This is a genomic window from Albidovulum sp. (assembly GCF_008933605.1).
Classification (GTDB): domain Bacteria; phylum Pseudomonadota; class Alphaproteobacteria; order Rhodobacterales; family Rhodobacteraceae; genus Albidovulum.
Genome location: NZ_WBUS01000116.1, coordinates 1 through 9,858, shown reverse-complemented (window position 1 = coordinate 9,858; position 9,858 = coordinate 1). Strand labels below are relative to the sequence as shown.

Genomic DNA, 9,858 nt, shown 5'->3' with positions numbered 1-9,858 from the left:
ATGTCGGAGCGCGCGAAGGTCTTCGCCGGCGACCGGGCCTGCCCGCTCGTCGGCCGCGTCTCCATGGACCTGATGGCCGCCGACGTGACGGAACTCGACGAGGTGCCGGATGCACTCGACATCCTCGGGCCGCAGCAGGGCGTCGACGCGCTCGCGACCGCCGCCGGCACCATCGGCTACGAGGTCCTGACCGCCCTCGGCGCCCGCTACGCGCGGCGCTACAGCGGGGCCGCGGCATGAGCCTGCTCGCTCCGCTGGCGGCACTCGGGCGCCTCGTCCTCGGCGGGCTCGCCACGCTCGGCCGGCTCGCGCTCTTCGGGGTGGAAGCGGTGAGCCACCTCTTCCGCCCGCCCTTCTACCCGAAGGAATTCCTTCACGCGCTGATGCAGATCGGCTGGTTCAGCCTGCCGGTCGTCGGCATGACCGCGCTCTTCACCGGCGGCGCGCTCGCCCTGCAGATCTACGCGGGAGGGGCGCGCTTCTCCGCCGAGAGCGTGGTGCCCTCGATCGTCGCCATCGGCATGGTGCGCGAACTCGGGCCGGTTCTCGGCGGGCTCATGGTCGCGGCGCGCGTCGCCTCCTCCATCGCGGCCGAGATCGGCACGATGAAGGTCACCGAGCAGATCGACGCGCTGGTGACGCTCTCGACCCATCCGATGAAATACCTCACCGTGCCGCGCGTCCTTGCGGCTACCCTTGCCGTGCCGGTGCTCGTCGCCGTGGGCGACTCGATCGGCATCTTCGGCGGCTACCTCGTCGGGGTGAACCGGCTCGGCTTCAATCCGGCGACCTATCTCAAGAACACCCGCGAATTCCTCGAATGGTCCGACATCGCCTCGGGCCTCTGGAAGGGTGCGGCATTCGGCTTCATCGTCGCGCTGATGGGCTGCTTCTACGGGATGCACTCGGGCCGCGGCGCGCAGGGCGTGGGCCGGGCCACCAAGTCCGCCGTGGTGGCGGCCTCGGTCCTGATCCTCGCCACCAACTACATCCTGACGGAGGTCTTCTTCTCCGCATGATCACGCTCACGGACGTCCACAAGGCCTTCGGATCGAACCGCGTGCTGCGGGGGGTCAACCTGACCATCCCCTCGGGCGAGAGCATGGTGATCATCGGCGGCTCCGGCACGGGAAAGTCCGTTCTTCTCAAATGCATACTCGGTCTCGTTCATCCTGACAGCGGCACCATCGCGCTGGACGGAGAGGATGTCGAAACCGCATCCCGCGACGCCTTCCTCGCCCGCTTCGGGATGCTCTTCCAGGGCGGCGCGCTCTTCGATTCCCTCCCGGTCTGGCAGAACGTCGCCTTCCGGCTCCTGCGCGGCTCCCTGAAGAGGCCGAAGGCCGATGCCCGCGCCATCGCCATCGAGAAGCTGCGCCGCGTCGGGCTGAAGCCCGAGACGGCCGACCTCTTCCCGGCCGAGCTTTCGGGCGGGATGCAGAAGCGCGTGGGCCTCGCCCGCGCCATCGCCGCCGAGCCCGAGATCATCTTCTTCGACGAACCGACGACCGGTCTCGACCCGATCATGGCCGGCGTGATCAACCAGCTCATCCGCGAGATCGTGACCGAGATGGGCGCGACCGCCATGACCATCACCCATGACATGTCCTCCGTCCGCGCCATCGCCGACAAGGTGGCGATGCTCCATGACGGGGTCATCCAGTGGACCGGGCCCGTCACGGAAATGGACGCGACGGCAGATCCTTACGTCCAGCAATTCATCCATGGCAGGGCAGAAGGCCCGATCGAGGCCGTCCGCTGACCCCGCCGCGGCCCGGTTGGCGGGCCTCTGCCGCCGGGCCTCCGCGAAATTGACTCGCGGACCCAAAGCGCAATAGGCTCGGGGCGTTCTGGATGGGGCTGGAGGCGAGACATGGCTTCGGCTCAGGGCATCTGGCCCGCGTTTCTTCTGCTTGTTGCCCTGTTCGTGGTTCCGCCGGCGGTGAGCCTGGGTGCGGCCTTGCGTCGGGTCGCATCCTTGCGCCGCCGCGGCTTGCATCCGTCGCCATGGCTCCGGGCCGGCGCCGCCATATCCGTCGCGTCCATCGCCATCAACACCGTCGTCCTTGCCCTCACGCTCTGGAAGATGGGCGACGAGGGCCTCATCCTCGGGCACAGTCACGCGCTGGCGGCGTTCCTCGCCTGGGTCTGCTTCTGGATCTGGGTCGCGATGCTGATCTTCCTGCGGCGGAGGCGCCAGCGTGCCGCCTACTGAGGCCCTTGGTCGACCGGCGCCGCCAGTGTAGAAGCGCGCCCATGCTGCGCGCCGCCAACCTCTCGCTTCTCGTCCTCTTCCCGGTCTCGTGGTTCGCGCCGCTTCTCCGCGCCGGGCTCCTGCCCTTCTTCGATCTGGACGAGATATCGGTGGTGACCGGGCTCCAGGCGCTTTGGGAAAAGGACGTGGCGCTCGCGCTCCTCGTGACCTTCCTCGCGATCTTCGCCCCCTATCTCAAGACCATCGGTCTCGCGCTGGTGCAGTTCCGCCTCGCCTCGCCGCGGCTCCTGCCGGCGCTCCACCTGCTTGGCCGGCTCGCCATGGCGGATGTCTTCCTCATCGCGCTCTACATCGTCATCGCCAAGGGCGTGGGCGTCGGACGGCTGGAGACCGCCTGGGGCCTCTACCTCTTCACCGCCTGCATCCTCGCGAGCCTCGCGATCTCGCACCGCACCGAACGCGCCCGCCGGCCGACATCGGCGCGCTGACGCCCTTCGTTCCGCCGCAAGCGCCCTCTGCGCCCCGCGCATCGCCGGCGACGGGACACCCCCTCCCCCTTGCCGGTCTCCGCGCCATCGGGCAGGAAGGGCACATGGCGAAAGCATCCCCTTCCTTCACCTGCACCGCCTGCGGCGCGGCACACCGCAGATGGGCCGGGCGCTGCGACGCCTGCGGCGCCTGGAACTCCATCGTCGAGGAAGCGCCCCTGTCCGCCGGCCCCGCGACGAAGACGCTCGGCGGGGCGAAGGGCCGCGTGATCGACCTGACGACGCTCGCTGCGGCCGAAACCCCGCCCCCGCGCGCCGCCTCCGGCATGGACGAACTCGACCGTGTCCTCGGCGGCGGTCTGGTGCCAGCTTCGGCGATCCTCGTCGGCGGAGACCCCGGCATCGGCAAGTCCACGCTGCTCTTGCAGGCCACCGCAAGTTTCGCCCGCAAGGGCTTGTCCTGCCTCTATGTTTCCGGCGAGGAAGCGGCGGCGCAGGTGCGCATGCGGGCGCAGCGGCTCGGGCTTGCCGACGCGCCGGTGCAGCTTGCGGCCGAGACCAACCTGCGTGACATCCTGACGACGCTCGACACGCTCCGCCCCGATCTCGCGATCATCGATTCCATCCAGACCATGTGGGCCGACCACGTGGAGGCCGCGCCCGGCTCCGTCTCCCAGGTCCGGTCGGCGGCGCACGAGCTCGTCAGTTTCGCCAAGCGCCGCGGCACCGCCGTGGTGCTCGTCGGCCACGTGACAAAGGAGGGCCAGATCGCCGGCCCGCGCGTGGTCGAGCACATGGTCGATACCGTCCTTTACTTCGAGGGCGAGCGCGGGCACCAGTTCCGCATCCTGCGCGCGGTGAAGAACCGCTTCGGCCCGGCCGACGAGATCGGCGTCTTCGAGATGACGGGCGGCGGCCTGGCCGAGGTCGCCAATCCCTCGGCGCTCTTCCTCTCCGAGCGTGGGCAGGCCGTGCCCGGGTCGGCCGTCTTCGCCGGGATCGAGGGGACGCGGCCGGTGCTGACCGAAATCCAGGCCCTCGTCGCGCCCTCGCCGCTCGGCACGCCGCGCCGGACCGTCGTCGGCCTTGATGCAGGCCGCCTTTCCACCATCCTCGCCGTGCTCGAATCCCGCTGCGGCATCCCCTTCGCCGGTCTCGACGTGTTCCTGAACGTCGCGGGCGGGATGCGCGTCTCGGAACCCGCGGCGGATCTCGCGGTGGCGGCGGCCCTTCTGTCGGCCCGCGAAGACGTGGCGCTGCCCCCGGACATGGTGGTCTTCGGCGAAATCAGCCTCTCCGGTGCCCTGCGCCCGGTCGGTCAGGCGGAAAACAGGTTGAAAGAGGCGCAAAAACTTGGTTTCTCACAGGCGGTCGCTCCGGAACGGTCCAGGATCGAGACCGGCGACGGGATGCGGGTGCGCAAGATGCCCGATCTCACCACGTTTGTCGGCGAAATGTTCGCCGCGGGCTGAGAACGAGGAGCGAGGGCATGGAAGGCTTTACCATCGTCGATGCAGTTGTGGCCGTCATCATCCTGATGTCGGCGATCCTGGCCTACAGCCGGGGCTTCGTGCGCGAGGCTCTCGCCATCGCCGGCTGGGTCGCGGCGGCCGTGCTCGCCTTCATCTTCGCGCCGCAGGCCGAACCCCTCGTCAAGCAGATCCCGGTGCTCGACAAGTTCCTCGGCGACAGCTGCGAGCTTTCGATCATCGCTGCCTTCGCCGGCGTCTTCGCGCTTTCCCTCATCGTGATGTCGATCTTCACGCCGGTCTTCGCCTCGGCGGTCCAGCGCTCGGCGCTCGGGGGGATCGACCAGGGACTCGGCTTCCTCTTCGGCGTCCTCCGGGGCATCCTTCTCGTCGCGGTGGCCTTCGTCGTCTATTCGCGCGTGCTTTCGGGCTCGACCGTGCCGGTCGTGGACAACTCGCAGTCCGCCAAGATCTTCTCCTCGCTCGAACAGAGGCTGAACCAGGAGGTGCCGCAGGACGCGCCCGGATGGATCCTCGACCGCTACCGCGATCTGGTGGGCGACTGCGGCGCACCGACCTCGACGGCGACCGACGCGGGGACCGAAGGCGCGGCCGGCGCGACGGACGGAACCGGCGCCAAGACCATCACGGCGCCCTCGAACTGATCTCCATGACGCCATGTCTTCGTGACGCGGGCGTGACATGCGGCGCGGTTGCCCCTAAATGAGGGTCGACTCCCTGCCCGGATTCGGAGACAGCGCGATGCGCCGACACCTCGCCCATCCCTTCGATGACGACAAGCTGAAGGAAGAATGCGGCGTCTTCGGCGTCATCGGCGTGAGCGACGCGGCGAATTTCGTGGCGCTCGGGCTGCATGCGCTCCAGCATCGGGGGCAGGAAGCGGGGGGCATCGTCAGCTACGATGCGACCGACGGCTTCAACAACGCCAAGCGTTTCGGCTATGTGCGCGACAACTTCACCAAGGCCGACGTCATGGCCACGCTGCCGGGCAGCCTCGCCATCGGCCATGTGCGCTATTCGACTGCCGGATCCAAGGGCGCCACCGCCATCCGCGACGTGCAGCCCTTCTTCGGCGAATTCGCCATCGGCGGCTGCGCCATTGCCCACAACGGCAACCTGACGAACGCCGCCCAGCTTCGCCAGCAGCTCATCGAGCGCGGCGCGATCTTCCAGTCCTCGTCGGACAGCGAATGCATCATCCACCTCATGGCGCGGTCGATGCAGAAGACCCTGGCCGAGCGGATCAAGGATGCGCTCCGGGCCGTGGAAGGCGCCTTCTCGGTCATCGCCATGACGCGCACGAAGCTCATCGGCGTGCGCGATCCGCTCGGCGTCCGCCCGCTCGTCCTCGGCAAGGTCGGCGAGGGCTATGCCCTCTCCTCCGAGACCTGCGCGCTCGACATCATCGGCGCCGACTTCGTGCGTGAGGTCGAGCCAGGCGAGATGGTAGTGATCGAGGAGGGCAGGATCACCTCCTCGCGTCCCTTCGCCCCGTCGAAGCCGCGGTTCTGCATCTTCGAGCATGTCTACTTCTCGCGCCCCGACTCGATTCTCGGCGGGCGGTCGGTCTACGAGACGCGCCGCCAGATCGGCGTGGAGCTTGCCCGCGAGGCGCCGGTGGAGGCCGACCTCGTCTGTCCGGTTCCCGACAGCGGCACCCCTGCGGCGATCGGCTACGCCGCCGAAAGCGGCATCCCCTTCGGCCTCGGCATCACCCGCAACCAGTACATGGGCCGCACCTTCATCGAGCCGACCGAGCAGATCCGCAACATGGGGGTGCGGCTCAAGCTCAACGTCAACCGCGCGCTCATCCGCGGCAAGCGGGTGATCCTCGTCGATGACTCCGTCGTGCGCGGCACCACCAGCCGCAAGATCAAGGACATGATCCTCGATGCCGGCGCCGCCGAGGTCCATTTCCGCATCGCCTCGCCGCCCACCGCCTGGCCCTGCTTCTATGGCGTCGACACGCCGGAACGCTCCAAGCTCCTCGCCGCCACCATGTCGGAGGACGAGATGCGCGACTGGATCGGGGTAGATTCGCTCCGCTTCATCTCGCTCGACGGGCTCTACCGGGCGGTCGGCGAGGCAGCAGGGCGCGACAGCGCCAGCCCGCAGTACTGCGACGCCTGTTTCTCGGGCGATTACCCCGTGGCCCCGGCCGACCAGATCGCGCGGGGCTTCACCATGAAGGCCGCGGAGTGACCGGCGCCGGCCCGCTTCGCTACCGCCCGCACCACTTCCTCTGCTCGCTCGGCTTTCAGGGCAAGGGTTATTCCGAGACATTCACCGCGAACATGTCGGCCATCGTCATGGGTCGCCTGCGCGCCCCCGGGGGCGACGAGACCCTGATCGAGGTCACAGGCACGGCCGACGCGATCTGCGCGCCCTGCCCCAAGCGGCAAGGCGAGGGCTGCGAGGCGGGCGGGAAGATCGCGCGGCTCGACGCAGCCCACGCCTATGTGCTGAACCTGGCGCCCGGCGACCGGCTGACCTGGGGCGAGGCGAAGGCGCGCATCCGCGCCTCGGTGCCTGCGGGCAGCCTCAGGCAGCTCTGCGCCGGCTGCGAGTGGGAGCCGCTCGGCCTCTGCGAGGCGGCCCTCGCCGCGCTTCACGCCGAAGAGGGCTGACGATGAAAAACGCCGCGCCAGGGGCGCGGCGTCTGGTCCTTCTGCGGGTCTTGCCCGGCGATCAGGCCTTGCGGGATTTCAGCGCGGCCCAGCCACCCGTCACGATCAGCGCGGCAAGCACCGCCTTGACCGCATCGCCGATCAGGAACGGCGACATGTAGTACTGCCAGACCATGGCGAAGCTGTCGGCGCCCCATTTCGCGGTATCGATGCCCGCGACCTCGGCCAGCGACATCGCCCAGGCGACGCCCGGCAGGTAGATGAAGGCCGAGGCGGCGAGCGCCACGGCGGCCGTCGCGATCACGCCCGTGACCCCGCGGTCGGCGGCATAGCCCGCAATCGCGGCCATCGCCACGAAGCCGAGGAGGAAGCCCGCCGTCGGGCCGAAGAAGGCGATTCCGTTCATGCCGTTGGCGAAGACGGGGAGGCCCATGGCCCCCTCGGCGAGATAGGCGAGCAGCGTCGCCACGCCCATCCGCGCCCCGAACGCGAAGCCGACGAGCAGGATCGCCAGCGTCTGGAGGGTCATCGGCACCGGAAGCATCGGCACCGAGACCTGAGCGGCCAGCGCGATGAAGGCCGATCCGCCGGCCACCATGAGCGCGCGGGTCAGCAGGGATTGCGAGGGTACGAGGGCTTTGGAAAGGGTCATCTGGAGTTCCTTCCTCTGTCAGATTCCGCGCAATTTCTCCGCGGTGCGGCGTCCTGTCAATCGCTTCCGTCATTTCTGCCCCTTGCGCGGGGGGCCCGCCGGTGCCAAAGCGGCACCATGACCGCGCCATCCGCCTCCCGCCTCGCCCTCGTCACCGGCGCCTCCCGGGGCCTCGGCTATGCCATGGCCGCCGCGCTCGGGGCGCGGGGCTGGCATGTCCTCGCCGTTGCCCGCACCGTCGGAGGGCTCGAGGAACTCGACGACCGGATCAAGGCCGCCGGCGGCACCGCGACGCTCGCGCCGCTCAACGTGACCGACGCGGCCGCGATGGAACACCTCGCCGGCTCCATCGGCGCGCGCTGGGGCGGGCTCGGGCTCTGGGTCCATGCCGCGATCCAGGCCGCGCCGCTATCGCCCGCCTCGCAGACCGACGCGAAGGAGATCGAGAAATCCATCGCAACGAACCTCCGCGCGACGGCGACGCTCATCCCGCTTCTCGATCCCCTCCTGCGCAGCGCGGGCGGCACCGCGCTCTTTCTCGACGATCCGCGCGCGGGGGCGAAGTTCTTCGGTACCTACGGCGCGACCAAGGCCGCGCAGATCGCGCTCGCCCGCAGCTGGCAGGCCGAGACCGCGAAGATCGGCCCCCGGGTGGTGATCGAGACGCCGCGCCCGATGGCCACCGCGACCCGCGCCCGCTTCTTCCCCGGCGAGGACCGCGCCCGCCTTGCCGACATCCACGACGAGGCGGCCCGGCTCCTCGACGGCGTCCTCGCCGGGGCCTGAGCGCGCCCGGGTCACCCCGTGACCCGAATACTCCCGCCGGAGGCTCCCCCGCCCCCGCCGCACCGACCGGGGGCGCTTTACGCACCCGCCACGGTCGTCTAATCAGGTGCCCAGACACAGCGGGCGGCCCGGCATGCGCATTCTCATCACCAACGACGACGGCATCAACGCGCCCGGGCTCGAGATCCTGACCTCCATCGCCGGCGAGATCGCCGGACCGGACGGCGAGGTCTGGACGGTCGCCCCCGCCTTCGAACAGTCGGGCGTGGCGCATTGCATCAGCTACACCCACCCGATGATGATCCTGAAGCTCGGTCCCCGCCGCTACGCGGCCGAAGGAAGCCCCGCCGACTGCGTCCTCGCCGGACTCTACGACGTCTTCCGGGGCGACCGGCCCGACCTCGTCCTTTCGGGCGTCAACCGCGGCAACAACGCGGCCGAGAACGTGCTCTACTCCGGCACCGTCGGCGGCGCGATGGAGGCCGCGCTCCAGGGCCTGCCGGCCATCGCGCTGAGCCAGTTCATGGGCCCGCTGACCGAGGATCTGGAGACACCGTTCGAGGCGGCGCGCGACCATGGCGTCGCGGTGGTCCGGGCGCTTCTCGACAAGGGCCTGTGGGACCGGGGCGACTACCGGCTCTTCTACAACGTCAACTTCCCGCCCGTCCCCGCCGCCGCGGTGAAGGGCATGAAGGTCGCCGCCCAGGGCTACCGGACCGACACGTTCTTCGGGGTGGAGCCGCATATCTCGCCCGCCGGCAAGAAATTCCTGTGGATCACCGGCGGGCCGCAGCACATGCCCACCGCGCCCGGCACCGACGTGGCCGTCAACCTCGACGGCTACATCTCGATCACGCCGATGCGCGCCGATCTCACCGCCCACGACTCGCTGGCCGACCTCGAGGCGCGGTTCGGATGACCGACACCGCCGAGCGGAAGATGCGCTTTCTCTACGCGCTCCGCTCGAAGGGGGTGACCGACGCCCGCGTTCTGACGGCGATGGAGAAGATCGACCGCGGCGCCTTCGTCACCGGGCTCTTCGCCGACCGCGCCTACGAGGACATGCCGCTGCCGATCGCCTGCGGCCAGACGATCAGCCAGCCCTCGGTCGTCGGCCTCATGACCCAGGCGCTGGAGGTCGGCCCCCGCGACAAGGTGCTGGAGGTCGGCACCGGCTCCGGCTATCAGGCCGCGATCCTCTCGCTCCTCGCCCGGCGGGTCTATACCATCGACCGCCACCGCCGCCTCGTGCGCGAGGCCGAAGGCGTCTTCGGCCGGCTCGGCCTGACCAACATCACCGCCATCGCGGGCGACGGCAGCCACGGCCTGCCCGACCAGGCGCCCTTTGACCGCATCATCGTCACCGCCGCGGCCGAGGACCCGCCGGGGCCCCTATTGGCTCAGTTGCGCGAAGGCGGTATCATGGTGTTGCCGGTGGGGCAGTCGGATACGGTGCAGAGCCTGATCAAGGTCACGCGCCGCTCTCACGGGTACGATTACGACGAACTGAGACCGGTGCGCTTCGTGCCGCTGGTCGAGGGTCTGGCGCAGGACTGAACCTCCGGGCGCACGGCCGAACGAGACCAAGGGCCCGACCAAC

The 9,858-nt window shown here is 69.5% G+C and carries 13 protein-coding genes; 12 read left to right on the top strand and 1 reads right to left on the bottom strand.

Features of this window, described 5'->3' with window-relative positions:
• From F9K34_RS13945 to F9K34_RS13905, 9 genes are all read left to right on the top strand, one after another.
• On the top strand, window positions 1–240 hold a 240-nt coding region (locus F9K34_RS13945), incomplete at its 5' end, for an alanine racemase C-terminal domain-containing protein (RefSeq protein WP_291337580.1).
• On the top strand, window positions 237–1,019 hold the full coding sequence (locus F9K34_RS13940) for an MlaE family ABC transporter permease (RefSeq protein WP_291337579.1): 783 nt from the start codon (window positions 237–239) through the stop codon (window positions 1,017–1,019). The genes F9K34_RS13945 and F9K34_RS13940, both read left to right, overlap by 4 nt.
• The gene (locus F9K34_RS13935) at window positions 1,016–1,762 is read left to right on the top strand and encodes an ABC transporter ATP-binding protein (protein WP_291337578.1); all 747 of its coding nucleotides are present in this window, start codon (window positions 1,016–1,018) and stop codon (window positions 1,760–1,762) included. The genes F9K34_RS13940 and F9K34_RS13935 overlap by 4 nt, the downstream gene beginning before the upstream one ends.
• A 231-nt stretch (window positions 1,763–1,993) precedes the next feature.
• The gene (locus tag F9K34_RS13930; RefSeq protein WP_291337577.1) at window positions 1,994–2,215 is read left to right on the top strand and encodes a hypothetical protein; all 222 of its coding nucleotides are present in this window, start codon (window positions 1,994–1,996) and stop codon (window positions 2,213–2,215) included.
• Window positions 2,216–2,256: 41 nt separating this feature from the next.
• Window positions 2,257–2,703 carry a paraquat-inducible protein A gene (locus tag F9K34_RS13925; protein ID WP_291337576.1) on the top strand — a complete coding sequence of 149 codons (447 nt, stop codon included), beginning with the start codon at window positions 2,257–2,259 and terminating at the stop codon, window positions 2,701–2,703.
• Between the two features lie 104 nt (window positions 2,704–2,807).
• The gene (radA, locus tag F9K34_RS13920) at window positions 2,808–4,175 is read left to right on the top strand and encodes a DNA repair protein RadA (RefSeq protein WP_291337575.1); all 1,368 of its coding nucleotides are present in this window, start codon (window positions 2,808–2,810) and stop codon (window positions 4,173–4,175) included.
• A 17-nt stretch (window positions 4,176–4,192) separates the two neighbouring features.
• Window positions 4,193–4,837 carry a CvpA family protein gene (locus F9K34_RS13915; protein WP_291337574.1) on the top strand — a complete coding sequence of 215 codons (645 nt, stop codon included), beginning with the start codon at window positions 4,193–4,195 and terminating at the stop codon, window positions 4,835–4,837.
• 97 nt (window positions 4,838–4,934) lie between these two features.
• Complete coding sequence (gene purF / locus F9K34_RS13910) at window positions 4,935–6,395, top strand: amidophosphoribosyltransferase (protein ID WP_291337573.1); 1,461 nt, start codon at window positions 4,935–4,937, stop codon at window positions 6,393–6,395.
• On the top strand, window positions 6,392–6,820 hold the full coding sequence (locus tag F9K34_RS13905) for a DUF1284 domain-containing protein (protein WP_291337572.1): 429 nt from the start codon (window positions 6,392–6,394) through the stop codon (window positions 6,818–6,820). Before purF ends, F9K34_RS13905 begins: the two co-directional genes overlap by 4 nt.
• A 61-nt stretch (window positions 6,821–6,881) precedes the next feature.
• Here the strand turns inward: F9K34_RS13905 and F9K34_RS13900 are convergent, their stop codons facing one another.
• On the bottom strand, window positions 6,882–7,472 hold the full coding sequence (locus F9K34_RS13900) for a biotin transporter BioY (protein ID WP_291337571.1): 591 nt from the start codon (window positions 7,470–7,472) through the stop codon (window positions 6,882–6,884).
• A gap of 117 nt (window positions 7,473–7,589) precedes the next feature.
• Between F9K34_RS13900 and F9K34_RS13895 the strand changes: the two genes are divergently transcribed.
• From F9K34_RS13895 to F9K34_RS13885, 3 genes are all read left to right on the top strand, one after another.
• Window positions 7,590–8,258, top strand: coding sequence for an SDR family NAD(P)-dependent oxidoreductase (locus tag F9K34_RS13895; protein WP_291337570.1), 669 nt, complete (start codon window positions 7,590–7,592; stop codon window positions 8,256–8,258).
• 133 nt (window positions 8,259–8,391) lie between these two features.
• Entirely contained in the window at window positions 8,392–9,177 is a 786-nt protein-coding gene (gene surE / locus F9K34_RS13890; protein ID WP_291337569.1) for a 5'/3'-nucleotidase SurE, read from the top strand.
• Complete coding sequence (locus F9K34_RS13885) at window positions 9,174–9,815, top strand: protein-L-isoaspartate(D-aspartate) O-methyltransferase (protein WP_291337568.1); 642 nt, start codon at window positions 9,174–9,176, stop codon at window positions 9,813–9,815. Before surE ends, F9K34_RS13885 begins: the two co-directional genes overlap by 4 nt.
• Window positions 9,816–9,858 lie beyond the last annotated feature (43 nt).

Coding starts and splice junctions, on each gene's coding strand:
- F9K34_RS13940 (WP_291337579.1), top strand. CDS start 237: ATGAGCCTGCTCGCTCCGCTGGCGGCACTCGGGCGCCTCGTCCTCGGC.
- F9K34_RS13935 (WP_291337578.1), top strand. CDS start 1,016: ATGATCACGCTCACGGACGTCCACAAGGCCTTCGGATCGAACCGCGTG.
- F9K34_RS13925 (WP_291337576.1), top strand. CDS start 2,257: ATGCTGCGCGCCGCCAACCTCTCGCTTCTCGTCCTCTTCCCGGTCTCG.
- radA (WP_291337575.1), top strand. CDS start 2,808: ATGGCGAAAGCATCCCCTTCCTTCACCTGCACCGCCTGCGGCGCGGCA.
- F9K34_RS13915 (WP_291337574.1), top strand. CDS start 4,193: ATGGAAGGCTTTACCATCGTCGATGCAGTTGTGGCCGTCATCATCCTG.
- purF (WP_291337573.1), top strand. CDS start 4,935: ATGCGCCGACACCTCGCCCATCCCTTCGATGACGACAAGCTGAAGGAA.
- F9K34_RS13900 (WP_291337571.1), bottom strand. CDS start 7,472: ATGACCCTTTCCAAAGCCCTCGTACCCTCGCAATCCCTGCTGACCCGC.
- F9K34_RS13895 (WP_291337570.1), top strand. CDS start 7,590: ATGACCGCGCCATCCGCCTCCCGCCTCGCCCTCGTCACCGGCGCCTCC.
- surE (WP_291337569.1), top strand. CDS start 8,392: ATGCGCATTCTCATCACCAACGACGACGGCATCAACGCGCCCGGGCTC.
- F9K34_RS13885 (WP_291337568.1), top strand. CDS start 9,174: ATGACCGACACCGCCGAGCGGAAGATGCGCTTTCTCTACGCGCTCCGC.